The 25,469-nt window shown below is 72.6% G+C and carries 23 protein-coding genes and 1 riboswitch; of the genes, 9 read left to right on the top strand and 14 right to left on the bottom strand.

Going from position 1 to position 25,469, the window contains the following annotated elements; all coding sequences use genetic code 11:
* Window positions 1-82: 82 nt before the first annotated feature.
* The 3 genes from ABD981_RS18395 to ABD981_RS18385 form a co-directional block, all read right to left on the bottom strand.
* Window positions 83-1,438, bottom strand: coding sequence for an alpha,alpha-trehalose-phosphate synthase (UDP-forming) (locus tag ABD981_RS18395; RefSeq protein ID WP_046911133.1), 1,356 nt, complete (start codon window positions 1,436-1,438; stop codon window positions 83-85).
* Between the two features lie 69 nt (window positions 1,439-1,507).
* Window positions 1,508-1,849, bottom strand: a complete 342-nt coding sequence (locus ABD981_RS18390; protein WP_046911134.1) for a hypothetical protein — start codon at window positions 1,847-1,849, stop codon at window positions 1,508-1,510.
* Window positions 1,850-1,887: 38 nt separating this feature from the next.
* A complete protein-coding gene (locus ABD981_RS18385; protein ID WP_046911150.1) occupies window positions 1,888-2,829 on the bottom strand; it encodes a glucosyl-3-phosphoglycerate synthase in 942 nt (313 codons plus the stop codon).
* A gap of 121 nt (window positions 2,830-2,950) precedes the next feature.
* A riboswitch (SAM riboswitch) is annotated at window positions 2,951-3,145 on the top strand.
* A gap of 17 nt (window positions 3,146-3,162) precedes the next feature.
* Between ABD981_RS18385 and thrC the strand changes: the two genes are divergently transcribed.
* From thrC to groL, 4 genes are all read left to right on the top strand, one after another.
* Window positions 3,163-4,449: a threonine synthase gene (gene thrC, locus ABD981_RS18380; protein WP_046911135.1), complete on the top strand. Its 1,287-nt coding sequence runs from the start codon at window positions 3,163-3,165 to the stop codon at window positions 4,447-4,449.
* A gap of 15 nt (window positions 4,450-4,464) precedes the next feature.
* Window positions 4,465-4,743, top strand: a complete 279-nt coding sequence (locus tag ABD981_RS18375; RefSeq protein ID WP_046911136.1) for a MoaD/ThiS family protein — start codon at window positions 4,465-4,467, stop codon at window positions 4,741-4,743.
* Between the two features lie 418 nt (window positions 4,744-5,161).
* Window positions 5,162-5,368, top strand: a complete 207-nt coding sequence (locus ABD981_RS18370) for a cold-shock protein (RefSeq protein ID WP_046911137.1) — start codon at window positions 5,162-5,164, stop codon at window positions 5,366-5,368.
* A gap of 357 nt (window positions 5,369-5,725) precedes the next feature.
* Complete coding sequence (groL, locus tag ABD981_RS18365; RefSeq protein WP_046911138.1) at window positions 5,726-7,348, top strand: chaperonin GroEL; 1,623 nt, start codon at window positions 5,726-5,728, stop codon at window positions 7,346-7,348.
* Window positions 7,349-7,452: 104 nt separating this feature from the next.
* Here groL and ABD981_RS18360 read toward each other — a convergent pair whose 3' ends face one another.
* Together ABD981_RS18360 and ABD981_RS18355 are read right to left on the bottom strand one after the other, a co-directional pair.
* A complete protein-coding gene (locus ABD981_RS18360) occupies window positions 7,453-8,496 on the bottom strand; it encodes a peptidase associated/transthyretin-like domain-containing protein (protein ID WP_345529856.1) in 1,044 nt (347 codons plus the stop codon).
* A 597-nt stretch (window positions 8,497-9,093) separates the two neighbouring features.
* Window positions 9,094-10,773, bottom strand: a complete 1,680-nt coding sequence (locus tag ABD981_RS18355; protein ID WP_046911140.1) for a hypothetical protein — start codon at window positions 10,771-10,773, stop codon at window positions 9,094-9,096.
* A 201-nt stretch (window positions 10,774-10,974) separates the two neighbouring features.
* Here ABD981_RS18355 and ABD981_RS18350 point away from each other — a divergent pair, with 201 nt between their 5' ends.
* Window positions 10,975-11,445 (top strand): SRPBCC family protein, encoded by a 471-nt coding sequence (locus tag ABD981_RS18350; protein ID WP_046911141.1) that lies wholly within the window; start codon window positions 10,975-10,977, stop codon window positions 11,443-11,445.
* A 49-nt stretch (window positions 11,446-11,494) separates the two neighbouring features.
* Here the strand turns inward: ABD981_RS18350 and ABD981_RS18345 are convergent, their stop codons facing one another.
* The 4 genes from ABD981_RS18345 to ABD981_RS18330 form a co-directional block, all read right to left on the bottom strand.
* Window positions 11,495-11,833 (bottom strand): hypothetical protein, encoded by a 339-nt coding sequence (locus ABD981_RS18345; RefSeq protein WP_046911142.1) that lies wholly within the window; start codon window positions 11,831-11,833, stop codon window positions 11,495-11,497.
* A 92-nt stretch (window positions 11,834-11,925) separates the two neighbouring features.
* The gene (locus ABD981_RS18340) at window positions 11,926-12,669 is read right to left on the bottom strand and encodes a class I SAM-dependent methyltransferase (protein WP_046911143.1); all 744 of its coding nucleotides are present in this window, start codon (window positions 12,667-12,669) and stop codon (window positions 11,926-11,928) included.
* A 326-nt stretch (window positions 12,670-12,995) separates the two neighbouring features.
* A complete protein-coding gene (locus tag ABD981_RS18335) occupies window positions 12,996-13,727 on the bottom strand; it encodes a transporter substrate-binding domain-containing protein (protein WP_046911812.1) in 732 nt (243 codons plus the stop codon).
* A gap of 28 nt (window positions 13,728-13,755) precedes the next feature.
* Complete coding sequence (locus ABD981_RS18330; RefSeq protein ID WP_046911813.1) at window positions 13,756-14,709, bottom strand: aldo/keto reductase; 954 nt, start codon at window positions 14,707-14,709, stop codon at window positions 13,756-13,758.
* Window positions 14,710-14,807: 98 nt separating this feature from the next.
* Here ABD981_RS18330 and ABD981_RS18325 point away from each other — a divergent pair, with 98 nt between their 5' ends.
* Window positions 14,808-15,566 carry a hypothetical protein gene (locus ABD981_RS18325; RefSeq protein WP_131723946.1) on the top strand — a complete coding sequence of 253 codons (759 nt, stop codon included), beginning with the start codon at window positions 14,808-14,810 and terminating at the stop codon, window positions 15,564-15,566.
* Between the two features lie 320 nt (window positions 15,567-15,886).
* The gene (locus tag ABD981_RS18320; protein ID WP_046911815.1) at window positions 15,887-17,383 is read left to right on the top strand and encodes an alpha/beta hydrolase; all 1,497 of its coding nucleotides are present in this window, start codon (window positions 15,887-15,889) and stop codon (window positions 17,381-17,383) included.
* Window positions 17,384-17,455: 72 nt separating this feature from the next.
* Here ABD981_RS18320 and ABD981_RS18315 read toward each other — a convergent pair whose 3' ends face one another.
* The 3 genes from ABD981_RS18315 to ABD981_RS18305 are packed head-to-tail and all read right to left on the bottom strand — an operon-like array spanning window position 17,456 to window position 20,932.
* Window positions 17,456-18,964 carry a PTS transporter subunit EIIC gene (locus ABD981_RS18315; protein ID WP_046911816.1) on the bottom strand — a complete coding sequence of 503 codons (1,509 nt, stop codon included), beginning with the start codon at window positions 18,962-18,964 and terminating at the stop codon, window positions 17,456-17,458.
* Between the two features lie 41 nt (window positions 18,965-19,005).
* Entirely contained in the window at window positions 19,006-19,971 is a 966-nt protein-coding gene (gene murQ, locus ABD981_RS18310; RefSeq protein WP_240495475.1) for an N-acetylmuramic acid 6-phosphate etherase, read from the bottom strand.
* Window positions 19,972-19,990: 19 nt separating this feature from the next.
* A complete protein-coding gene (locus tag ABD981_RS18305; protein ID WP_046911817.1) occupies window positions 19,991-20,932 on the bottom strand; it encodes a MurR/RpiR family transcriptional regulator in 942 nt (313 codons plus the stop codon).
* Window positions 20,933-21,035: 103 nt separating this feature from the next.
* Here ABD981_RS18305 and ABD981_RS18300 point away from each other — a divergent pair, with 103 nt between their 5' ends.
* Both ABD981_RS18300 and ABD981_RS18295 read left to right on the top strand, forming a co-directional pair.
* Window positions 21,036-21,392, top strand: a complete 357-nt coding sequence (locus ABD981_RS18300; RefSeq protein ID WP_046911831.1) for a hypothetical protein — start codon at window positions 21,036-21,038, stop codon at window positions 21,390-21,392.
* Window positions 21,393-21,495: 103 nt separating this feature from the next.
* Window positions 21,496-21,810, top strand: coding sequence for a DUF4031 domain-containing protein (locus ABD981_RS18295; protein WP_046911818.1), 315 nt, complete (start codon window positions 21,496-21,498; stop codon window positions 21,808-21,810).
* Here the strand turns inward: ABD981_RS18295 and ABD981_RS18290 are convergent.
* Window positions 21,798-24,395 carry a hypothetical protein gene (locus ABD981_RS18290; RefSeq protein WP_131723947.1) on the bottom strand — a complete coding sequence of 866 codons (2,598 nt, stop codon included), beginning with the start codon at window positions 24,393-24,395 and terminating at the stop codon, window positions 21,798-21,800. The genes ABD981_RS18295 and ABD981_RS18290 overlap by 13 nt on opposite strands.
* A gap of 56 nt (window positions 24,396-24,451) precedes the next feature.
* A complete protein-coding gene (locus tag ABD981_RS18285; protein ID WP_046911819.1) occupies window positions 24,452-25,462 on the bottom strand; it encodes a hypothetical protein in 1,011 nt (336 codons plus the stop codon).
* Window positions 25,463-25,469 lie beyond the last annotated feature (7 nt).

The following is a 25,469-nucleotide window of genomic DNA, read 5'->3' as shown; positions in this document are numbered from 1 at the left end:
GTGGACGGGAGCGTAACAGTGGGAAGGGCTGCCCCCATCTGCGGGGGCACGTGTTTTTGAACAGGGTCGGTCCTGAGTTGGCTCAGCCCGTGCGCAACGACCCGAGCTGCGCCAGGAACCACTCCCGCGGCGGCAGTGCCGTCGCCGCCGTGGCGAGGCGCTTGGTGCGTTCGGCGCGTTCGGGGGCGGGCATCGAGAGGGCCTGGTGGAGGGCTTCGGCGGTGGCCGTCACGTCGTACGGGTTCACCGTGAGGGCGTCCTCGTGGAGCTCCTCGTACGCGCCCGCCTCGCGGGACAGGACCAGGGCGCAGCCCTCGTCGGAGACGACCGGGATCTCCTTGGCGACCAGGTTCATGCCGTCCCGGACGGGGTTGACCAGGGCCACGTCGGCCAGCCGGTAGGCGGCGAGGGAGCGGGTGAAGTCGTCCTGGACGGAGACCAGGACGGGCTGCCAGTCGGGGGTGCCGTACTCCTCGTTGACCGCCGCGGCGAGCTCGGTCACCGAGGCCGTGTACGCGCGGTAGACCTCCAGGTCCTGGCGGGAGGGGTACGCGGAGGCCAGGTGGACGACCCGGCCGCGCCACTCGGGGTGGCGGGCGAGGAGCTCGCGGTAGGCGAGCAGGCCGCGCGGGATGTTCTTGGACAGCTCCGTGCGGTCCACCCGGACGATGGTCCTCCGGCCGGCGGTCTCGGCGCGCAGCTCGGCGAGGCGGGCGTCGACGGCGGGGCGGTGGGCGAGGGCGCGCAGCTCCTCGGCGTCGACGCCCAGCGGGTACGTGGCGACCCGGGGGGCCCGGTCCACGAAGGGGTCGGCCAGGAAGGCGGAGGCCCAGGCGCGGGTGTGGAAGCCCAGCTCGTCCGCGCCCGACATGCCCTCGACCAGCTCGCGGTGGACGTCGTCCGGGAGCATCGCCAGGTATCCGGGCGAGGCCCAGGGCGTGTGCGTGAAGTGGGCGATCCGCAGGTCCGGGCGGAGCGCGCGGAGCCGGCCGGGGACGAGCGCCAGGTGGTAGTCCTGGACCAGGACCGCGGCGCCCGGGTCGGCCGCCTCGGCGAGGGCCTCGGCGAAGGCGTGGTTGTAGGCGCGGTAGGACGCCCAGCGGCGGCGGAAGTCCGCGTCGAAGACGGGCTCGCGCGGGATGTCGTACAGGTGGTGGTGGAGGAACCAGAGCACCGAGTTCGCGATGCCGTTGTACGCGTCGGCGTACACCTCCGGGTCGATGTCCAGCATCCGCACGCCCGGCTCGGCGACCCCGCGGCGCACGGCCTCGCGGTCGCCGTCGCCCAGGGCGGCGCACACCCACAGGCCGCCCTCCGACGAGACGGCGCTCAGGCCCGAGACGAGCCCGCCGCCGCCCCGCCGGGCGTCCAGCCCGCCGTCGTCACGCACGGTGTACGAGACCGGGCCGCGATTCGATGCCACGAGGACGGAAGCCATGGGGCGAACCTAGCCCGTCCGGTAAACGCTCAAACGTACGGATACCAGACAGGGGGCGCGAAGTCGCCGTCAGTAGTCGCGGCGGCCGCGGACCGCCGCCCGTGCCACCAGGCCGGTCGCCGCGAGCGCCAGGGCCAGCCCGCCCAGCAGCCACAGCCGCTCCCGGTTCGCGCCGGCACCCGCCGTCACGCTGCCCCGGGGGGCGGGGCGCGGGGCCGGCGGGACCGCCACGTGAACGGTGCCGGAGCCGTGGCCGGGGCCCAGGGCGGCGGGGTCGATCCGCTGCGCGGCGAAGGTGGTGGTGCCGGTGCCCTGCCGGGCGGCGGCCGGGGCGGCTCCCCCGGGGGAGAGCGGCCCGGCCATCAGGCCGAGGGTCGCCAGCAGGATGCCCGTTCTGGTCGTGAACCGCATGAAACGGAAATTTATGCAGAAAGCACTATTTTCGTGCGTTACGCCACGCGGCGCCGGGCGTACTCCGCGATCTCCGCCATCGGCGGGCGCTCCTCGGTGTCCACCGGGTACGTACGCGGCTCGAAGCCCCGCTCGCCCCGCTCGAACTGGGTCAGCCAGGGCCGCACCAGGTGCCCCCGCGACAGCCGCAGCTGCGCCGTCCGGTAGATCGCGGCCGCCATCCGGCCCAGCGCCTGCCCGTCCTGGTGCCGGTGCTTGCGCACCCCCACGTCCACCTGCGCGAGCGCGTCCAGGCCCACCGTGTGCAGCGCGTCGACGAGCAGGCCCAGCTCCACTCCGTAACCGACCGGGAACGGCAGCCGCTCCAGCAGCGAGCGCCGCGCCGCGTACTCGCCGCCCAGCGGCTGGACGAAGCCGGCCAGCTGCGGCCAGTGCAGATTGAGCAGCGGGCGCGCCACCAGCTCCGTCACCCGACCGCCCTGACCAGGGGTGTCGCCGAGCGGGCGGTCGTACATCGCCTTCACGAAGTCGACGTCCGGCTCGGTGAGCAGCGGGCCCACGATGCCGGAGACGAAGTCCGCGGAGAAGTCCCGCAGGTCCGCGTCGACGAAGCAGACCACGTCCCCGGTCGTCACCATCAGTGACCGCCAGAGGACCTCGCCCTTGCCGGGCACCGCCGGTATCCGGGGCAGGATCGCGTCGCGCGCCACCACCCGCGCGCCGGCCGCCGCCGCGACCTCCGCCGTACGGTCCGTCGAGCCCGAGTCGATCACCACGAGCTCGTCCACCAGCGGCACCGCCTCGGTCATCAGCTCGCGGCGGATCACCGAGACGATCGCGCCGACCGTCGCCTCCTCGTTCAGCGCGGGCAGCACCACGCTGACCTTCGTGCCGCGCTTGGCGGCGAGGACGCGCTCCAGCGGGCGGTCGGCAACGGACCAGGACCGCCGGGCCAGCCAGCGCTCCACCTCTTCCAGCAACGTGATCTCCATCTCGCGGATCGGACGACCGTCTCCACCTTCGAAGCCTTCGGTTACAGTCTTGAACAACGCGGATCCCCGATGCATGTCGGGGTGCCGACCGCGTCTCACAATCGAATACCGCTCATCCAGAGGGGCAGAGGGAAACGGCCCGTTGAAGCCCCGGCAACCCTCCAGTCGGTCACTCGTCCACCCGTCTCCCGGCCACCACCCCAGGTGGAGCCCTGACGGGCGCTGCTCATAGCGCGAGGTCCCCGGCTAGGGAAGGTGCCAAATCCGTCTCATGGCGAAAAATTCGTCATGGGAAAGATGAGGAGAAAGGGCCTCGCCTCCATGGCTGTACAGACCGTCGCACCCGGAACCACCGTCGACCTCGGTCCCGCTTCCGGACTCTCCTGTCGCGAATGCGGTGAATCCTTCCCGCTCGGCCCGATCTTCGCCTGCGAACTGTGTTTCGGCCCGCTCGAAGTCGCGTACGAGCTGCCCTCCGGTGACCCGGAGGAGCTGCGCAAGCGCATCGAGGCCGGCCCCGCCAACATCTGGCGCTACGCCCCGCTGCTGCCCGTCCCGGCCGACGTCGCCGAGAAGCCCAACCTGAACCCCGGCTGGACCCCGCTGGTCAAGGCCGACAACCTGGCCCGCGAGCTCGGCGTCGAGCCCGGGAAGCTGTTCGTCAAGGACGACTCCGGCAACCCGACCCACTCCTTCAAGGACCGGGTCGTCGCCCAGGCCATCGAGGCCGCCCGCGCCTTCGGCTTCACCACCCTCTCCTGCTCCTCCACCGGCAACCTGGCCGGCGCCGTCGGCGCCGCCGCCGCCCGGGCCGGCTTCCGCTCCTGCGTCTTCATCCCGCACGACCTGGAGCAGGGCAAGGTCGTCATGGCCGGCGTCTACGGCGGCGACCTGGTCGCCATCGAGGGCAACTACGACGACGTCAACCGCTTCTGCTCGGAGCTCATCGGCGACCCGCTGGGCGAGGGCTGGGGCTTCGTCAACGTCAACCTGCGCCCGTACTACGGCGAGGGCTCCAAGACCCTCGCGTACGAGATCTGCGAGCAGCTCGGCTGGGTCATCCCGGACCAGCTGGTGATCCCGATCGCCTCCGGCTCGCAGCTCACCAAGATCGACAAGGGTCTGCAGGAGCTCATCAAGCTGGGCCTGGTCGAGGACAAGCCGTACAAGATCTTCGGCGCCCAGGCCGAGGGCTGCTCCCCGGTCTCGGTCGCCTTCAAGGCCGGCCACGACGTCGTGAAGCCCCAGAAGCCGAACACCATCGCCAAGTCGCTCGCCATCGGCAACCCGGCCGACGGCCCGTACGTGCTCGACATCGCCCGCCGCACCGGCGGCGCCGTGGAGGACGTGAACGACGAGCAGGTCGTCGACGCGATCAAGCTCCTCGCCCGCACCGAGGGCATCTTCGCCGAGACCGCGGGCGGCGTGACCGTCGGCGTCACGCGGAAGCTGGTCGAGGCCGGCCTCATCGACCCGGCGCTGACGACGGTGGTCCTCAACACCGGCGACGGCCTCAAGACCCTGGACGCCGTGGCCGACAGTTCTCAGGCGACCGCCACCATCCGCCCGAGCCTGGACGCGTTCCGCGACGCGGGCCTGGCCCACTGAAAGGTACGTGACCCCATGGCCGTCACCGTCCGCATCCCCACCATCCTCCGCACCTACACCGGCGGCGCGTCCGAGGTGAAGGCGGAGGGCGCGACCCTCGCCGAGGTCATCGCCGACCTGGAGAAGAACCACGCCGGCATCGCCGCCCGCGTCCTGGACGACCAGGGCAAGCTGCGCCGCTTCGTCAACGTGTACGTCAACGACGACGACGTGCGCTTCGAGCAGGGTCTGGAGACCGCCACGCCCGACGGCGCGGGCGTCTCGATCATCCCCGCCGTCGCCGGCGGCTGCTGAGCCGTCACCCCGCCCGGGTCGGCTTACCGGCGGTACCCGTCTTATCTGAATTGCCCCTTCCGCGAGAAGAAGCGGAAGGGGCAATTCTGCATGGTTGAGCGCGGTAGAGTTGGGGAAGTCCCCTCCGCTGCTCATGCCAGACGCATATGAGAATGCGCCCGCGCGCGACAAGAAGCAGCCAAAGTGCCCGTGCCTTGTGTACCTTCTGCGCGCTTTGCCCGGCCCGACTTGACCCGGAATTCAAGGGATTCTCCCCAATTCCCCTTTCCGGCGTGCCCAGAATTCTCGTCGGATTGACCTGTTGCAGAGGGCAGTTGGGCAGATACATTCAGCCGCGGTCGACGCGTTCCGGCGCAGGGTCTGACCCGGGTCCGCGAAGTGCGGTCCCGCGCAAGGGCCAGTAATAGGGGAGTTAGGCATGGCTCAGGGCACCGTCAAGTGGTTCAACGCGGAGAAGGGCTACGGCTTCATCGCGGTCGACGGTGGTGCGGATGTTTTCGTCCACTACAGCGCGATCCAGATGGACGGCTACCGCACCCTTGAAGAAGGGCAGCGGGTCGAGTTCGAGATCTCGCAGGGCCAGAAGGGTCCGCAGGCGGACATGGTCAAGCTCGCCACCGCCTGAGCGCGGCGCGATCGGCCACCGACGCACTTCCGTCGAGGGGCCCGCATCCGTAACCGGATGCGGGCCCCTCGTCATGTCCGGCGTCCGCCGTCATGTGCGCCGGGCTCGTGCGCCGGGCTCGTGCGCGCGGCGCGCGCGTTCGTGGGTGACCGATCCTCGGTAGTCGCTTGCACTCGCATGGGGCGAGTGCTAATCATTGGCGTTAGCACTCTGAAGGTGAGAGTGCTTACGAGGATCGGGCAGACGAGGCCCGCGGCCAGGTGGGGCAAGGAACCACAGGGCACGCAGGCCGTCCGTCGCGGGCGTCGGCGCGGTCCAGGAGCGTTATCCACCCCATGTCCGGGAGGACCACTTCACATGGCCAAGATCATCGCGTTCGACGAGGAGGCCCGGCGCGGTCTCGAGCGCGGCATGAACCAGCTCGCTGACGCCGTCAAGGTCACCCTCGGCCCCAAGGGCCGCAACGTCGTCCTCGAGAAGAAGTGGGGCGCCCCCACGATCACCAACGATGGTGTCTCCATCGCCAAGGAGATCGAGCTCGAGGACCCGTACGAGAAGATCGGCGCCGAGCTGGTCAAGGAAGTCGCCAAGAAGACGGACGACGTCGCCGGCGACGGTACGACCACCGCCACCGTCCTCGCCCAGGCGCTCGTCCGCGAGGGTCTGCGCAACGTGGCCGCCGGTGCCAACCCGATGGCTCTCAAGCGCGGCATCGAGAAGGCCGTCGAGGCCGTCTCGGGCGCCCTGCTCGAGCAGGCGAAGGATGTCGAGACCAAGGAGCAGATCGCTTCCACGGCCTCCATCTCCGCCGCCGACACCCAGATCGGCGAGCTCATCGCCGAGGCGATGGACAAGGTCGGCAAGGAAGGCGTCATCACCGTCGAGGAGTCGCAGACCTTCGGGCTCGAGCTCGAGCTCACCGAGGGCATGCGCTTCGACAAGGGCTACATCTCGGCGTACTTCGCGACCGACATGGAGCGCATGGAGGCGGCCCTGGATGACCCGTACATCCTGATCGTCAACTCCAAGATCTCCTCGGTCAAGGACCTGCTCCCGCTCCTCGAGAAGGTCATGCAGTCGGGCAAGCCCCTGCTGATCATCGCCGAGGACGTCGAGGGCGAGGCCCTGTCGACCCTGGTCGTCAACAAGATCCGCGGCACCTTCAAGTCCGTCGCGGTCAAGGCCCCGGGCTTCGGCGACCGCCGCAAGGCCATGCTGAACGACATCGCCATCCTCACCGGCGGCACGGTCATCTCCGAGGAGGTCGGCCTCAAGCTGGAGAACGCGGGCCTCGACCTGCTGGGCCGCGCCCGCAAGGTCGTCATCACCAAGGACGAGACCACCATCGTCGACGGTGCCGGTGACAGCGAGCAGGTCGCCGGTCGCGTGAACCAGATCCGCGCCGAGATCGAGAACAGCGACTCGGACTACGACCGCGAGAAGCTCCAGGAGCGCCTGGCGAAGCTCGCCGGTGGCGTCGCCGTCATCAAGGCCGGTGCCGCGACCGAGGTCGAGCTCAAGGAGCGCAAGCACCGCATCGAGGACGCCGTGCGCAACGCGAAGGCGGCCGTCGAGGAGGGCATCGTCGCCGGTGGCGGCGTGGCCCTGCTGCAGGCCTCCGCGGTCTTCGAGAAGCTGGAGCTGGACGGCGACGAGGCCACCGGTGCCAACGCCGTCAAGCTGGCCCTGGAGGCCCCGCTCAAGCAGATCGCCGTCAACGGTGGTCTCGAGGGTGGCGTCGTCGTCGAGAAGGTGCGCAACCTCCCCGTCGGCCACGGTCTGAACGCCGCGTCCGGTGAGTACGTCGACATGATCGCCGAGGGCATCATCGACCCGGCGAAGGTCACCCGCTCCGCGCTGCAGAACGCGGCGTCCATCGCGGCCCTGTTCCTCACCACCGAGGCCGTCATCGCCGACAAGCCGGAGAAGGCGTCCGCGCCGGCCGGCGGCGGCATGCCGGGCGGTGACATGGACTTCTGATCCTCGTAGAGGATCGGTCGTTCATCGCTGAACGCGACGAAGGGCGGCACCCCCCAGCGGGGGTGCCGCCCTTCGGTCATGTGCGGGCCTCCGCCCGCCGGGCGTCAGCGGACGTCGACGTAGTCGCCCTTGCCGGCCGCGTCGAAGTGCGACGCGTCACCGACGTAGACGATCGTGTACGTCCCGTCCACCGAGGTCCGCGCCTTCAGGCTCGTCCTGCCCGCGGCGTTGGTGCGGCCCCAGGCGACGGTCTTCCACGTCTTCGAGCCCCATGCGGCGAAGCGCAGCTGCACCGGCTGGTTGGCCAGCGGCTTCCAGCCCGCCAGGTCGTGCTGCACCGTGCCCGTCACCGTGATCTCGGCGCCCTTGCGGACCGGCTCCGGGGTCGCGTCCACGGCCAGGACGCGGGTGGAGGTGCGGGCCGCGTGGAAGGTCCGGCTGAGGGACCCGGCGTACATCGACGTGCCGACCGTGCGGAGCCGGAACCAGCCGCCCTTGGTGGTCAGGCCGAGGCCGAACGACACGCGCACGTTGGTGGAGAGGGTGGTCGAGGCGACCTTCCTCCAGCCGTTCTGCCCGTCCGGCGACTGCTCCAGGAGCACCGTCTGGTCGGTCGTGTAGCCCGCCCAGCTCTCGTACGGGGAGCGGAACTGGCCGTACACGGAGAGACGTCCGTCGCCGCCGAGCCGGTAGGCCGTGAGGGTCGTCCGGGTGTCCTTCGGCAGGGCCAGCGGACCGCTCGCGTACAGCCCGTCCTGGAACATGCTCGTGCCCCGCACGCTCCAGCCGGTGCTGTCCGGGCCCGGAGCGGCGACCAGCCGCACGGAGAACCGGCCGTCGGAGTCGGTGCGCACGGGCTTCGGGACCCCGCCGCCCAGGAGCGCCTCCAGCGGCTCGTCGGCGACGGGGGAGCCGTCCACCGGGTCGGTGACCCGGCCGGTGAGCGTGACGGTCTCCCCGTTCGCCGCGATCGGCCGGTCGGCGGCGGCGGTGATCGCCATCGTCCTGGTCCGCACGTCGACGGAGTCGTAGGTCGCGGTGGTGCCGTGAACCTGGTCGCTGTTCTCGCTGAACTCGGCCCGGTACGCGTCCCAGCGCGTGACCACCGGGATCGGCTCGGCGGCGAAGGTGCCGTCGGCGGCCGTCATGGCGGAGCCGAGCGGGGGCGTCGTCCGCCCAGCGCTCGATGGAGACGGAGCGGCCGGACAGCGGGACCTGGTCGCCGGATCCCGGCTGGATGCCGGTCAGGGTGCCCGCCGGGTGTCCGTTCCGGTCGGCCCAGGTGGCGAAGCCGGCGGTGAACCGGGTCAGGCTCGGCCGCAGCGTGAAGTCGAGCGTGCCGGCGTTCGCCCGGGTGACGGTGTTCCCGAGGGAGTCCGTGGCCGTCACGTCGATCGCGTACCTCCCGAGCTCCGGCAGCGTGCCGCCGTCCTCGGTGAGCTTGAGGGTGGACTCCACGGGCAGCGCGAACAGGCCCTTGTTGGCGGGGTCCTGGACGAGCGCGGGCAGGTCGGCGAGGACGGTGTCGCCCTTCCGGACCTTGGCGGACACCGCGGTGACGGTGGCCTGCGGTGCGTCGGTCCAGGCGGTGACCCGGAAGGTGCCCCGCTGGGTGTCGACGGTGACGGCCCGGCCGATGCCCACGGTGGCGGGGGGCCGGAGCGGGCTCCTCGGCGAGGGCGGGGGCCGCCCCGGCGCCCAGGGCGAGCGCCGTGACGAGCGAGACGGCGGAGAGCCGGCGGAGGTCAGCGCGCATCGACATAGAAGTTCCTCGACTCGCTGTAGAAGTAACCGGCCTTGGACTGCAGCCCCAGACCCCAGGTGCCGTCGCCGTAGTTGGCGGTGGTGACGGTGAACGCGCCGGTGGAGCCGGTGGCGATGTTCCTGGCCGCCCAGTACCAGTTCGGGTCGCCCTTCGGCTTGACGTAGAGCGTCAGCCGCGCGCCGGGCATGGCCTTCCAGACGCCGTTCACCTTCTGCTGCACGAGGCCCTTGACGGTCATCTTGCCGTTGACCCGCGGCCGCAAGGGGCTGTAGGTGACGTTGACGATCCGGGTCTCGATGCGGGAGAGGCGCACGTTCGCGGTGTTCTTGGCGACGTAGCGGTCGCTCTCCGGGTGGTAGATCCGGTAGACCGCGTTGACGTAGCCCCAGGCGCCGAAGTCGTACCAGCAGCCGGTGTCGACGTACCCGGACTTCAGGGTGCGGAAGGTGCGTCCGTTGTCCAGGGAGACCTGGAGGGCGACCCAGTCGGGCTTCGTGTCGCAGTACGTGGAGCCGTTCCCCAGGCGTCCTCGGGCCTTCACCCAGCCGTACTCGTCGAGCGTCATCGTGGCGCCGGCGTACGTGAACTGCTGCGGCACGGCGATGTCGGCGGTGGCGGACGGGTAGGTCGCGTTCCGGTCGAAGTAGACCGACGGCTTCGGCAGCGTGTACAGCCGGTGCGTCGAGTACTGGGCCCGGACGGGGTACGAGAAGTCGCCGTCGGCCGTCGTGGTGCCGCTGCCGATCGGGGTGATCACCTTGGTGTACGGGTACGGCTCGCCGGAGACGGTGACCACCGGGATCCCGCCGAAGCTCCGCCAGCCCTCCGTGGTCAGGCGCTCCACCCGGCCCGAGACCCTGACGTCCGTACCGGCGGCGACGCGGAACCGGTCGGTGTCCGAGGTGACCCGGTACTTGAGCTTCTCCACCCCCACGGCGGGCAGCGGGCGCGCGGCCGCCGGGTCGGTGTCGGTGGACGCCGGCACGACCTCGGCGGTACCGCCGGTGATCTCGTCGTCGGCGGTGACGGGCAACGTGAACGTGCCGTCCGCGGCGGTGGCGACGGCCAGGGTCCGGGACTGGGGCCTGGCGTAGGCGTCGGTCAGGTTCAGCACGACCTTGACCGTGGTGCCCTCGGCGGCCGGGCCGGTGGTGTCCGTGGCCGGGTTCCAGGTGGTGGCCTTGCCGGACAGGACGACGTCCCGGCTGTCGTAGCTGGTGGTCGTGCGGTCGAACGAGGCGGCCGAGACGCCGGTGTGCAGCCGGTAGCCGAAGGAGCCGCCGGTCCAGCGCTGCACGGTGCCGCCGGGCAGCCGGTACTCGACGGCGAGCGGGTAGTCCCCGAGGGCGGTGCCCTCGGGGAGCCGGATCGGCGCCTCGGTGGTCCAGGCGGCGTAGGCGGAGAGCGTGAGCTCGTCCGTCGAGGCGAGCACGGCGGCGTCCGGGGCGGCGGAGGCGAGCACGCTCACCTTGATCCACAGGGCGTCGTTCGGCAGACCGTCGACGGTCAGCCGGCCGTCGTCCAGCGTGGTCGTCCGGCTGACGGTCGCCGCGTACGCGGTCGGAGCCGTGATGACGGCGGGCAGGGCGACGCCCGCCGACAGGGCGAATACGGTGGCCGCACGCACGAGGGCATGCGGCAGGGTGCGCTTCGAGCGCATCAGAAGGACCCCCCACAGGTCAGAAAGACGCGGCGCCTGCTCGCGTTGGTGATCGCGGGCCGCGTGGGAGCACCATAGCGCTTGATCGTTGAACATGTTCACTGCATTGCCAGGCTCGCTGGAGCGGGCCCGGGGGGCGATCCTGGTGGAGAGGGCCGGACCCGGAAGCCCGGGGGCCCGGCCGGAAGCGGGAGAGATCTCATGATCACGCTGCTGACGACACCGGCGGAACGCGAGCTGGTCATCACCCGCACCTTCGAAGCGCCCGTCTCGCGGGTCTGGGAGGCCTGGACGCGGCCCGAGCACGTCCGCGCGTGGTACGGCGTCTCGGGCCTGACCATGTCCGTCTGCGAGGTCGACCTGAGGCCGGGCGGCGCCTGGCGCTGGGGGCAGCGGGCCCCCGACGGGCAGGAGATCGTCTTCTCGGGCACGTACGAGGAGATCGTGCCGAGCGAGCGGATCGTCTACTCGGAGGTCTTCGAGCAGATGCCGGGCGCCGAGCCGGTCCGCGTGATCCTCGCCTTCGACGCGACCCCGGACGGCGGCACCGCGCTGACCAGCACCTCCTTCTGGCCGTCCACGGAGACCCGGGACCAGGCGCTGGCGGCGGGCATGGAGGCGGGGGTGAGGGAGCAGTACGACCGGCTGGCCGACCACCTCCGCACGATGTGACCGCCCCGGGGCGACCGCCCCGCCTCCGCGGGCGCGACCGCCCCGGAGCTCAGCCCGCGGGCACCTCGTAGTGCAGCAGGGCACGGGCCAGGGGCTCGCCGGTGCGGCGGGCGTGGGCGCTGCGCTCCTTGACCTCGCGGAGGGTGCGGGGGCGCCAACCCGGGCCGCCGCAGCAGCTCTTGTGGAAGCCGATGCCCGCGTTCAGCACCACCGACAGCGCCCGCCAGGCCGCGAGGTCCCGCCGTCGGGGCGGCGCGAACGCCGAACCGGCGTGGATCATCACGCGCGCGCAGCGCGGACAGCGCCGCTCCCGGGTGATGTCGAGGTACGGCTGCTTGTACGACGCCCGGCACGGCAGACAGACGAACGAGGTCTTGGCGTAGCGCATGGGCGGAGCGTAGGAGGCGACGGGGCGGGAGCGCCATCGGATTCCGGCGGCCCCGCCCCTTCCCGTGGGACGGTGCCGGCTGCGGGACGGTGCTAGCTGCGGCGGAAAAGCCCCGTCCACAGGAAGGGCTCGCCGAAGAGGGGGGAGCTCGGTGTCTCGTCGCGCATGCGGCGCAGGTCGACGGGTTCGAAGGCGTCGAAGACCTCGCGGAGCGCCTCGGCCGTGTAGGCGAGGCCGCCGTGGAGGGAGCGGTCGCGGTAGAAGGCGGGGTCGGGGAGTTCGGAGCCCATGCCGCCGGGGCCGGCGGCGAAGCAGGTGAGGGCGAAGTGGCCGCCGGGGGCGAGGTGGCGGGAGAGGAAGGCGAGGTAGGTGACGCGGCGGTGGGGCGCGAGGTGGTGGAAGCAGCCCGAGTCGTAGATCAGGTCGTACGGGCCGTCGAGCGCGGCGTCCGTCTCCGGGGCGAACGCGTCCCCGTGGAGGAACCGGACGTCCCGGCCGGCCTCCTGGGCGCGCTCGCGGGCCCAGGCGAGGGCCCCCGGCGAGAGGTCCACCGCGTCGACGCGGAAGCCCCGTTCGGCGAGGTGCAGCGCGTTCCGGCCGGGACCGCAGCCGAGGTCGAGGGCGCGCCCGCCGGTTGGGACGAGGCCGCCGTCGAGGTACCCGACCAGGTTCTCGTCCGGCTTCGGCACGAAGAACGGCACCGGGCGCGAGCGGTCGTCGTAGAAGCCCTGCCACTTGTCGACGTCCTGCGCGAACAGGCCGTCCAGGAGGCGGAGGACGTCCTCGGTGGTGCGGGTCGTGCGGGTGGTGTGGGCCGTGCGGTCCGTACGGTTCATGCGGTCCCCTTCCGTCTCCGTTGAACGGTAGGGGAGTTGAGGGAGAAATCCCAGGTCAGAGGTGTTGCGGGGGAGGTCTGGGCGGGGTCTGGGCGGGCGTTCGGGAGGGGGTGTGGGCGCCCCTTGCCGGGAGGGGGTGGGGCGGGGCGTGGAGGGGGAGTCAGGGGGCGTGGAGGGGGGATTTCGGGGGGTGGGGGAGACGGTTTCCGGAGGAGTTTCGGGGCCGCCGGGGAAGCCGGCCCCGGGAGGCCGGGGCCCGCCCGAGTGGCCGCCCCCGGGGGCCGGTGAGGAGTGCCCGGCGGGGGGCGGCGGGGCGGTTCGGGCGGTTACGCCTCCGGGCCCGCCAGCAGGCCCGTGTCCTGGCCCGCTCGTTCCAGGGACGCCGTCACGAAGCCGTTCGTCTTCAGTTCCCCGATCGTCGCGCGGAGGAAGGCGACCGTCTCCGCGGAGCGGGTCACCGGGGTGCCCACGGCCTGCCGGATCTGCATGAAGCGGGGGTCGAGGAGGCGGACCTCCGGGTGTGCCGCCGCGTACGCGGTCATCGGCTGGCGGATGCCCGCGCCCGCCTCCAGGGACTGCGCGGCGAACGTGTCGACGCCCTCCTCGCCGCGCACCAGCGTCGCGTGGCGCAGGGTGCGGGTGAGGTAGAGGTCGTACGCCGAGCCCGCCTTCACGCCGATGCGGACGCCCGGGGCGTCGACCTCCTCGGGGCTCGTCAGGGCGGAGTCGCGCGGCACCGCGTACACGCCCTCGATGACGACGTACGGCGCCGTGAACGCGACCTCCGCCTCGCGCGCCGGCTCGACGGCGAGGAAGCAGAGGTCGGCGCGGCCGGTCGCCATCGCCTCGTACGACTTGCGGGCCGCGTCGAAGCACAGCAGCTCCACCGGGACGCCGAGCCGGGCGCCGATCTCGCGGGCCAGGTCCACCGTGATCCCGGCGGGGGCGTCCGGCGTGCCCTGGGCCAGGACCGGGTTGCCCAGGTTGATCGAGGCGCGCAGGGTGCCGGTCGGGGCCAGGTCGGAGACGAGGGCGGGGGTGGGCTTCGCAGAGGTCATGGGGCTGGAGTCTAGGGCGCCGCGGAGCTCAGGCCGCGGGCGGTTCGTGGGCCTCGGCCAGGAGGGCCAGATCCTCCTCGGTCAGCTTCAGCGCGCCCGCCGCCACGTTGTCCGCCAGGTGGCCGAGGTCGCCGGTGCCGGGGATGGCGAGCAGGTGGGGGCCCTGGTGGAGGGTCCAGGCGAGGCGGATCTGGGCCGGGGTCGCGTCGTGCGCGCGGGCCACGGCGAGGATCGCCGCCGGCTCCGGCGCGGCCGTCGTGCCGCCCTCACGGCCCGCCGCGGCGATCGAGTAGAACGGCACGAACGCGATGCCCTGGTCGCCGCAGTGGCGCACGAACTCCGCGTACTCCGGGCGCACTCCGATCCCGTACATGTTCTGCACGCAGACCACGGGCGCGATCCGCCGGGCCTCTTCGAGCTGTTCGGGGGTGACGTTGGAGACGCCGAGGTGGCGGATGAGGCCGGCCGTGCGGAGTTCGGCCAGGGCGCCGAAGCGTTCGGCGACGGAGTCGGTGCCGAGGACCCGGAGGTTCACGACGTCGAGGTGGTCGCGGCCGAGCTGGCGCAGGTTCTCCTCGACCTGGGCGCGCAGCTCCCGCGGGGTGCGGGCGTGCTCGGTCCAGGCGCCGGAGGCGTCCCGCGCGGGGCCGACCTTCGTCGCGATGACCAGGTCCTCGGGGTACCGGCCCGAGGGTCCGGCGAGCGCGCGGTTGATGAGCTCGTTGGCGGAGCGCAGGCGCGAGAAGTAGAAAGCGGCGGTATCCAGGTGGTTCACGCCGAGCTCGACTGCCCTGCGCAGGACGCCGATCGCCTGCTCGCGGTCCCTCGGCACGGCGTCCTCGACGAGGGCGCCACCGGTCTGCGGCAGTCGCATGGTGCCGAAGCCGATGCGGCGGACGGGGAGGTCGCCGAGCAGCCAGGTGCCCGCGGCGGCGGCGGGGAGGGACAGGGGGGCGGGCGGAGCGGTCAGGTCTGTGGTCATGGCGGGGATGATCTCCCGTCCGGCGGGCTGTGGCCAGCAGCTTTCCGCGGTCGTACGCTGCGTCGGACGTGATCGTGAGCGGCATGGGGGGCGGGGGAATGGCGGTGGCTCGTGAGGGCAGACCGGTGCGGGTGTGGCAGGTGCGGCGCCTGCACGCCGACGGGGACCGCGCCGAACGGACCGCGCGGCGCTTCCTCCTGAGCGCCCGGCTGGCGGCGGCCGCCGCCGTCCTGCTCGGCCATCTCGCGGTGCTGCTGCTCTGGTGGGATCCGAACACGGCCGGGCAGCGGTGGGCGCTCGGCGTCGGCACGGCGGCGCTCGGCTGCGGGGTGGCGTGGGTGACGGTGCTCGCCCGGGCGCGGCGCTGGGTGCGGGCCGGCGTGGTCGCCGACGCGGGCACCGGCCCGCCGCCCGCGACCGGTCTGCTGCCCGACGGCCTGGGCGGGCCGCCCGACTGGCTGTGGGACTGGGCTCGGCTGCTGCACCTGGTGTCGATGTGCGTGCCGATCGGCGCGCTGGCCGCCGCCCTGACGAACGGGGCGGGCGACGAGGCCTTCACGAGGCTGTCCGTCTGGGGCACCACCGGCTTCGCGCTGCTGCTCACCGGGATCATGGGCGGTGTCGTCGGCGGCCTGGGCTTCGGCCTGGTGGACTCGGACGAGGAGTGCTGGACGGTACGGGGGGCCGTGCGCCGCCTCCGCCGGTACGCCGTGCCGTTCCTGCTCGCGGCACCGTGGCTGGCCGGCTGGACCGGGGTCTGGCCGGCGCTGCTCGTGTGCGGGGCGGTGCTGTGGCTCCTGATCGCTCCGGTGAACTACGTGGGCACGCAGATACCGTCGACGGGCTCGTCCGACTGACGGCGGTGATCGGTCGGTGGCGGCGATCGGCTGACGGCGGCGATCGGCTGACGGCGGCGATCGGTCGGTTGCGCCGCCCGGTCGGTGCACGGCCTCGTCCCGTCCCGTCCCGTCCGGTCCGGCTCCGCCCGGTCCCGCCCGGTCCCGTACGGTCCCGCCCGGTCCGTACGGCTTTCGGCTTGTCCGCCCGGCGCATGGCCTCGTCCGCACGTCGGCCCCGATCGACCTCAAGTGCTCCCCGATCCGCGGGGGTTACCCCCACCCCCCGCCCGCCTGCCTCCCGGATGGGGACCTGACGCCCGCTCAACCATGCTTCACACATGACGACTTCCGCTGGTCTCGCGCTCGCCCTGGCCCTCTCCTCCGCCGCCCTCGCCGTCCCCGCGGCGGGACCGGCCGGGGTCTCCGCGCCGGTCTCCTCCGGCTCCTCCTCCGCCGCCCTCGCCTGGGAGAAGTGCGGTCCCGAGGGCCTGCGCCAGGAGTGCGCCACGCTCACCGTCCCGCTCGACTACGCCGAGCCCGACGGGCGCCAGGCCACGCTCTCCGTGTCCCGGATCCTCAGCGGCCGGCCCGAGGCCCGGCGCGGGGTGCTGCTGGTGGTGCCGGGCGGGCCCGGCGGGTCGGGGGTGCAGCGGCTGTCGGCCAAGGGGCCGGCGCTGGTGAAGGAGCTGGGCGGCGCGTACGACCTGGTGGCCTTCGACCCGCGCGGGGTCGGCGGCAGCATGAAGGCGGACTGCGGGCTCGCCGACGAGGACCGGCACCTGGTGAACCTGCGCAGCTGGCCCGCCGCCGACGGCTCCATCGACGTCTCCGTCGCGCGCTCCCGCCGCATCGCGGAGGCCTGCGCCCGCAACGGAGGCGCCGAGCTGCGCAGCCTCACCACCGCCAACCAGGTGCGGGACATGGACCGGCTGCGGGAGGCGCTCGGCGAGCGGAAGGTGTCGGTCTGGGGCGTCTCGTACGGCACCTACGTCACCGCGCAGTACGCGCAGAAGTTCCCGCGGCACACCGACCGGCTGGTGCTGGACAGCAGCGCCGACCCGGATCCGCGCACGGTCGCCCAGGGCTGGCTGCGCGGGATGGCGCGGGGCGCCGAGGACCGCTTCTCCGACTTCGCCGCCTGGGCCGCGCACCCGGACCGGGCGGGGGAGGGGCTGCGGCTCGCCGAGCGGGCCGAGGACGTGCGGCCCCTGGTCCTGGATCTCGCGGCCCGGCTGGACCGGGAGCCGAAGCCGTCGACGACGCCGGGCGTGCCGCTGACCGGCAACCTGCTCCGCCAGGCCCTGCAGATGGCGCTCTACTCGGACTCCCAGTTCGAGGGCTTCGCCCGGCTCGTGCAGCAGGCCGGGACGCCGGGCGCGAAGCCCGTCCTCCCGCCCGCCCTGTCGGGCCCGATGCCGGGTTCCGACGCGGCCGTCACGGTCGGCGTCATCTGCAACGACGTGAAGTGGCGCGGTTCCGTCCGCTCGTACGAGCGGGCCGTCGCCGCCGACCGGGCCGCGTACCCGCTGACGGCGGGCATGCCGGCCAACATCACGCCCTGCTCCTTCTGGAAGGGCGGCCCCGTCGAGAAGCCCACCCGTCTCACCGACGAGGGCCCCTCCAACATCCTCATGATCCAGAGCCTGCGCGACCCCTCCACCCCGCACTCCGAGGGCCTCAAGATGCGCCGGGCCCTGGGCGCCAAGGCCCGGCTGGTCTCCGTCGACCACGGCGGCCACGGCATGTACCTGGGCAACGGCAACGCCTGCGGCGACCGCACGGTGACCCGCTTCCTGCTGACGGGCGAGCGGCCGGCGACGGACGTCGGCTGCTGAGCCGCCGTATGCGGAAGGGCTCCCGGTACGCACGTACCGGGAGCCCTTCCGCATGCCGTCGGGCCGGGAGCGTCAGACCTTCGCTGGTTCGGGCGCCGTGGCCGGTTCGGGGGCGGTGCCCGCGCCCGGGGCCGCCCCGGCCCCGGCCGCGGTCTCCGGGGCCGTCTCCGTGTCCACGTCGAACTCCTCGATCAGCTCCTTGCTGAAGCCGAAGAAGTACGTGGCCAGGAAGCCCACCACGTAGCCGACGAGGAGGCCGCCCGCGTAGATCGCGATGGTCTCGCCGAGGCCCTTGTTGCCGTCGAGGAGGGGGAAGAGGGCCCAGCCCGAGGGGCCGATGGCGGTGGAGCCGACCTGGTCGCCCAGCATGTTGAAGAGGCCGACGAAGCCGCCGCCGAAGGCGCCGCCGATGCAGGCGGTGATGAAGGGGCGGCCCAGGGGCAGCGAGACGCCGTAGATCAGGGGCTCGCCGACGCCGAGGAAGCCGGCCGGGAGGGCGGACTTGATGGTGCGGCGGATCGAGCCGTTGCGGGGGAGCTTGCGGTAGACGGCCATCGCCGCGCCGACCTGGCCCGCGCCCGCCATCGCCAGGATGGGCAGGAGGACGGTGTAGCCCTGCTGCTCGATCAGGGTGGTGTGGATGGGGATCAGGGCCTGGTGGAGGCCGAGCATCACCAGCGGGAGGAAGAGGCCGCCGAGGAGGAAGCCCGCGCCGGCGCCCGCGTTCGCGAGCAGCCAGGTGGCGAAGTCGCCGATGCCCTGGGAGATCTCACCGGCCACGAACATCAGGCCGAAGATCGTGACGAGGCCGGAGATCAGCACGGTGAGGGTGGGGGTGACCAGCACGTCGAGGGCTTCGGGGACCCAGCGGCGGCACCACTTCTCCACGTACACGGCGAGGACCGCCGCGCCGAGCGCGCCGAGGACGCCGCCCTGGCCGGGGGAGAGGGTCTGGCCGAAGACCTCGATCTTGGCGACGCCGGCGAAGACGATGATGGACGCGACCGCGCCGCCGAGGATGGGCGTACCGCCGAACTCCTTGGCCGTGTTGAAGCCGACGAAGACCGCGATCAGGGCCATGAAGCCGCTGGCGATGGCGGCGAGCGCGGGGGTGATGCCGGGCAGCCAGCCGAGGTTGACGAGCAGGCCGTTGAGGCCGGCGATGATGCCGCAGCCGATGAGGGCGGGGATCAGCGGGACGAAGATGTTCGCGATCTTGCGCAGGAGCAGCTTGACCGGGGTCTGGTTCCTCGCCTTCTGCGCCGCCTTGATCGCCGCGCCCTGGGCGGCGAGGTCGTCGGCGGAGTGGGCGGGCTTGGGGGCCGCGGCGACCAGGGCCTCGAACTCGGGGGTCACGCGGGCGACGGTGCCCGGGCCGAGGACGATCTGGTACGTGTCGTCCTCCACCACACCCATCACGGCCGGCACGGCCTTGAGGGCTTCGTCCTGGACGAGCGAGCGGTCCCGCAGACCCAGCCGGAGGCGGGTCATGCAGTGGGCCACGGAGCTGATGTTCTCTGCGCCGCCGACGAGGGGGAGGATCGCGGCGGCGATGGCGCGGTTCTTGTCGTCTGTGCTCATGGTGCGGTGGTGCCTTGCTGTGAGGGGGTGCCCGGCGGGGGTTAGGGGGTGAGGGGGGCGGCGGGGCCGGTGGCGTGCAGCGCTGCGCGCAGGTGGCCCCGGGAGGCGTCCAGCCGCTGGTCGGCGGCCTTGGCATCGATGTCGGCGAGGATCATCAGGATCGCGGTCTTCACCTCCCCGTCGGCGGCGGCGAGGGCGGTCTCGATCTGCTCGTCCGGCGCGCCGGTGGCGAGGGCCACGATGCGGCGCGAGCGGGCCTGGAGCTTCTCGTTGGAGGCGCGGACGTCGACCATGAGGTTCCCGTAGGTCTTGCCGAGCCGGATCATGGTGATCGTCGAGATCATGTTGAGGACCAGCTTCTGGGCGGTGCCCGCCTTCAGCCGGGTGGAGCCGGTGAGGAGTTCGGGGCCGGTGACGACCTCGATGCCGTGCTCGGCGGCGGCGGCCAGCGCGCTGTCCGCGTTGCAGGACAGGCCGATGGTCAGCGCGCCCTGGGAGCGGGCGTGCTCGACGGCGCCGATGGCGTACGGGGTGCGGCCGGAGGCGGAGATGCCGACCACCGTGTCGTCGGCGGTGAGGCCGAGCGCGGTGAGGTCCTCGACGGCGAGCTCCTTGGAGTCCTCGGCGCCCTCGACGGCCTTGACCATGGCGGAGGGTCCGCCCGCGATGAGGCCGACGACCTCGGAGGGGTCGGTGTTGAAGGTGGGCGGGCATTCGCTGGCGTCGAGCACGCCGAGCCGTCCGGCCGTGCCGGCGCCGAGGTAGATGAGCCGGCCGCCGCGGGACATCCGGGCGGCGGTGGCGTCGATGGCGGCGGCGATGACGGGCAGCTGCTTGGCGACGGCGGCGGGGACGGACTGGTCCTCGCCGTTCATCAGCGCGGCGATCTCGGCGGTCGGGAGCTGGTCGATCTCGGCGAGCTCGGGCCGGAACGCCTCGGTGGTGAGGGTGGCGAGCTGGGCGCGCAGTGCGGAGTAGGTCTCGGAGGTGATGGGTGCGGTGGACACGGGGCGGCTCTCTCGTGTTTCAGCGGGCGCGGGGGGCGTGGCGGTGGGCGAGGGCTTCGTACGAGGCCGCGAGGGCAGGGGCCGCCGTCTCGTACGTACGTTGGGTGACACAGGTGAACAGACAGTCCACGACCAGGAGTTGGCTGGTGCGGGACGACATGGCCGCGGGGCGAAGTTCGCTCTCGCGGGCGGTGGAGGTGGTCAGCACGTGGTCGGCGTACTGCGTGACCGGGCCGTCCGGTCGGCCGGTGATGGCCACCGTGGTGGCGCCGTGGTCGAAGGCGACCCGCAGCGGTTCTATGACGTCGCCGGTCGACCCGGAGTGGGTGATGGCGATGGCGACGTCGCCGGAGCGGAGCTGGACGGCGTTGGTGACGGCGAGGTGCGGGTCGCTGTGGGCGTGGGCGATGAGGCCGATGCGCAGCAGCTTCTGGCCGAGGTCCTGGGCGACGAGGCCGGAGGCGCCGACGCCGTAGATGTCGACGCGGCGGGCGGTGGCGAGGGCGGCGACGGCGGCGCCGAGCTGGACGGTGTCGAGTCCGGCGGCGGTGTCGGCGAGGGTCTGCTGCTCGTCGTAGGCCAGCTTGGCGACGACGTCGGCGACCGGGTCGTCGACGGCGATGTCGGCGGTGACGGAGGGGGCGCGGCCGGACTGCTGCTGGGCGGCGAGGCCGGCCAGGGCGAGGCGCAGGTCGCGGTAGCCGGGGTAGCCGAGCAGCCGGGCGGTGCGCACGACGGTCGCCTCGCTGGTGCCGGTGAGCTCGGCGAGGCCGGTGACCGTGAGGGCGGCGCAGCCGGCGGGGTCCCCGGCGACGGCCTCGGCGACGCGCTGCATGGAGCGGGTCATGGAGGGGGCGAGGGTCCGCACCTTGGCCGCGAGGGCGGCGGGGGCGGGCGGGGCCGCGACGGCGGCCGCGGTTCCGGCGGCGCCGCTGAAAATTTCCTTCACTTCATTGGTCACACTTGAAAGATATTTTCGGCCGGGGGGAGCGTCAAGACCCCGTTGGTCCCCTCTCCGGGCAGGACATTGGTCCCGCGCGGGGCCTTGGGGCGAGAATGTGAACATGGACGACATAGACCCCGTGGAACAGGCACTCCATGCCGCCCGCGCCCTGGTTCTCGCCGACCTGGTGGCCCGCGAGGTCGCGATGGCCGAGGTCGTCTCGATGGTGGAGGACGCCGTCGCGCACCGCCGATGGTGGGTCGAGCAGTGGCCCGAGGGAGCGCCCTTCGTGGCCGGCCTGGTCGCCCAGGACGTGCAGGACGCCCTGCTCGAACGGTACGGCCGCTGGCCGATCTGCCCGGTCTGCTCCTCGGGCGACCCGCACGCCCTCGACGTCGAACCCGAGATGGGCCCCGACCCGCACTGGGTCTGCGGCAAGCAGGGCGTCGTGGTCGCCCCGGTGGGCGGGCTGACGTGACGGGGGCCGGAGCGGTGCGGACCGGAGGGGCGAGGACCGGAGCGGCGCGGACCCGAGAAGCGAGGGCCGGAGTGGTGCGGGCCGGAGCGACGGGGGCGGCGGAGTGACGCTGTACATCGACCCGCCCTCCTGGCCGGGTCACGGCCGCATGTGGTCCCACCTGGTCAGCGACGTCTCCTTCGAGGAGCTGCACGCCTTCGCCGGCTCGATCGGCGCGCCCACCCGGGGCTTCGACGGCGACCACTACGACATCCCGTCCGACCGCTACGCGGACGCGGTGGCGGCGGGCGCGGTCGAGGTCGGCTCGAAGGAGCTGCTGCGCCGGCTCACGGAGGCGGGGCTGCGCCGGCCGAAGGGGCGGCCGGCGCAGACGGACACGCAGTCGCAGTCGCAGTCGCCGACGGACTACGAGGTGTAGTACCCGGCGACGTCGGCGAGGAGGTCGACGGAGCCGGCCTTGTTGTAGAAGCTGACCTTGCCGTTGACGACGGGGACGACGACGAGGTTGGGGATGGTCTGTCCGGTGGTGAAGTTGAGGTTGGACGCGCTGGTGCGGGTGGTCCCGTCGGGGTAGACGGAGACGAAGCCTCCGGCCGTGGGCGCCGTGGCCGTGACGTTGAGGACGACCGCCCTTACGCCCGCGGCGGGCACCCCGGCGACCCCCTCGACCTGGAGGGTGACCGTACCGCCGGGTCCTACCTTGCCCTTCGGGACACCGAGTCCGGAGCGGGTGTCCATGAGGCGGGTCGGGCTGAGCGGCTTGTACGTGGCGCCGGTGACCCGCTTCGTGAAGTACCCGGCCACGTCGGCGAGCAGATCGACCGAGCCCGCCCTGTTGTAGAAGTTCACCTTGCCGTTGACGACGGGGACGACGACGAGGTTGGGGATGGTCTGTCCGGTGGTGAAGTTGAGGTTGGACGCGCTGGTGCGGGTGGTCCCGTCGGGGTAGACGGAGACGAAGCCTCCGGCCGTGGGCGCCGTGGCCGTGACGTTGAGGACGACCGCGGTCACGTCCGTGGCCGGGATTCCGCCCTGTCCGGTCACCTGGAGGGTGGCGACGCCGCCGGGGCCGACCTTGCCCTTCGGGACGCCGAGTCCGGTGCGGGTGTCCATGAGGCGGGTCGGGGTGAGCGGCTCGTACGTCGAGCCGAGGGGGCCCGAGACCGACTCCTCGCCGGAGAGGTAGTAGCCGGTGACGTCGGCGAGGAGGTCGACGGAGCCGGCCTTGTTGTAGAAGTTCACCTTGCCGTTGACGACGGGGACGACGACGAGGTTGGGGATGGTCTGTCCGGTGGTGAAGTTGAGGTTGGACGCGCTGGTGCGGGTGGTCCCGTCGGGGTAGACGGAGACGAAGCCTCCGGCCGTGGGCGCCGTGGCCGTGACGTTGAGGACGACCGCCCTTACGCCCGTCGTGGGGATGCCGGCCTTTCCGGCCACCTGGAGGGTGATGACGCCGCCGGGGCCGACCTTGCCCTTCGGGACGCCGAGTCCGGAGCGGGTGTCCATCAGCCGGGTCGGGGTGACCGGCTTGAACCAGCCGTGCGTGTTGTCGTAGAACTCGCACCCGAGCGTCGGCTCGGCGCAGGCCAGCCTGGTCTTGTAGGCGGTCCGGTCGGTCCGGTCCGGCAGCGAGACCAGGAGGAGGCTCTCGCCGTTGGGCTCGCAGGACTGTGTGGAGGAGACCGCGCACCAGGTGCGGTTCCGCTTGCTGAAGAGGGCGCCCTTCGCGTTGACGCTGCCGCCGTCGGTGGCGGTGACGGAGCCGTACAGGCGGGCGCTGTCCGAGGTCGGCAGCACGGCGCACACGGCGGTGCGCTGCTCGTCCAGCTCACCGGTCACGGGCCCGAACCCGGCCCGTACCGAACCGGCCCGCGGGCACTCGGGGGCGAGACCGGCGGAGGTGGCGATCCGCCAGGCGTCCAGGCGGTACGAGGCGGGCAGGGTCCAGTCCGCGGGGGCCTGGGTGACGACCTGGTAGCCGGTGGAGCCGGTGACCGCGCACGAGGAGGTGCGCGGATAGCACTTGATGGTGCCCGCGTCGTCCATGACGAGCAGGTGCGTGGCGTCCTCGGTGTCCCGGGCGTCGATCCGCAGGTGGTCGGTGGCCGCTGCCGTCGTGACGCGGTGACAGCGCAGGGAGCCGTTCGCCCCGGAGGCCGCGGTGAGCGCGGGTGCGCCGATGGCAGTGGCGGCGGAGGCGGCGCAGCCCTGGGCGCCGGAGGTGACGTCGCGGCGGTTCAGGGTGTGGGTGCGGGGGGCGTCCTGGCCCGCCACCAGCACGGTGTACGCCACCCCGGCCGTGAAGGAGCAGCTGACCAGGGTGTCGGTCTTGAGCTGCTGCTGCGTCGGGTGGGCGTAGCAGTCCGAGCCGTTGCCGTCGGTGCCGATCAGGTACAGGCCGTAGTCCGGGAACTCCTCGGTGTCGTCCGGGAGTCCGTACCGCACGCGGAGGAGTTCGTGGGTGGAATGGGCGCCGGCCGGGATGGTCAGGCAGTGCGAGAAGACGCCGTTGCCGGTCTCCAGGCGGACGGCCGTCGTGTCGTCGGCGAACGTGCCGGCGGGCAGGACGGCGCAGTCGGCCTGGAGTTCGTCCGTACGGACGAGGTGGATGCCGTACGCGCCGGTGTCGGCGGGCTCGTCGGCCGTCACCTGGAGCCTGAAGGGGGCGGTGCCGGTCAGGGCGCACTCGCCTGTGGCCAGTTCGGAGGCGTTGCACTGGGTGGTGCCGCCGGCGTCGATGGCGGTGACGCCGACCTCGACCCCCGCGCCGCTGCGCGAGGTGAGTGCGGCGATGCGCGCGCCGCGCGGGACCGGCAGAGTCAGACACGCGGTCTGACCGGCGCTCGTGAGCTCACCCGCGTACCGGCCCATGGCGACCGGTGCGCATGCCTCGGCGGCCTGCGCGGTCCCGGCGGTGCCGGGCTGCAGGAGCGCGAGGAGGACGGTGAGCAGGCACGTCAGTGCGGTGGAACGAGCCGTCGCCAGACGGGATGCCCTTGGCATGTACCCCCCAGGGTGTGTGCGAACGAGAGATCGTCGCACACGCCCCGGGCCGCCCGTCAGGCGGTGTAGCTGATCCCCGCCCCGTGGGTGGCGGCGACGGTGCCGGAGGCGTGGCCGTCGTGGATCTTCACGGGGTTGCCGTCGGTGTTGCGGACCTTGAGGGTCGCGCGGACCTGGGTGCAGCCGCCGAGCTGGGCGCGGGTGAGGTGGAGGGTGTTGGCGGCCGTCTGGTGGTGCTTGGCGTCGGTGATGTTCCAGCGCGAGACCGGGCCGGTGAGGGCGGGGCCGCAGAGGGAGCCGTCGGGGTTGCGGGGCTGGGCCTCGACCCAGGTCTCGGCGGTGGTGCCGGTGTGGGCGGTGGTGCCGCCGGAGCAGATGGGGGAGCCGGCGGCGCAGGTGGACAGGGCGGCGTCCTGGTAGACGACGAAGTCCGTGTCGCTCGCGGACGGGGTGTACGTGTACCCGAGCGTCGTCGCGGTGGTGCCGCGGGCGACGGTGGTGCCGCTGCCGGCGAGGAGGGTCCAGCGGGCGGTGGCCGGGTAGGCCTTGCGGGCCAGTTCGGCGCCGGCCGGGACGCGCATGGTGACGGTGCGGCCGTTCACGATGACCGAGGAGTACGAGACGACCGACAGCGTGCAGGTGTAGCTGCCGTCGGCGGGGGCGACGAACACCCAGCGCAGGGAGGCGGTCAGGGAGGTCTCGCCCGGGGGCACGAGGTTGGCGGCCCAGTAGGAGCCGGCCTCGGTGCCGGCGGGCAGCGGGGTGCCGTCGGCGTTCGCGCAGCGGATGGCGAAGGTGTTGCCTATGTTGTCGCCGGCGGCGAGGCGGTCGACCGGCTCGGTGGCGAAGTACCGGGACCACAGGAACGAGCGCTCCCCGGCCGCGGCGTCGAAGGTGATCGCGGTGCCGGGCACGTCGAGGTAGGTGCCCGCGTTCCGCGTCACCTCGTACGGGAAGCCGGCGGAGACGGCGCTCGCGGGCGCGGCGGTGAACACCGCGCCCGCGAGGGTGAGTACGAGCGCACCGGCCGCGGCGGCGGCGGTCCGGAGTGTCGTCCTGAGGCGCACGGGGACG

It is taken from the genome of Streptomyces showdoensis, from assembly GCF_039535475.1.
Taxonomy (GTDB): Bacteria; Actinomycetota; Actinomycetes; order Streptomycetales; family Streptomycetaceae; genus Streptomyces; species Streptomyces showdoensis.
Note: the sequence above shows the minus strand (reverse complement) of the source record. Positions and strands in the feature narration are given on the sequence as shown.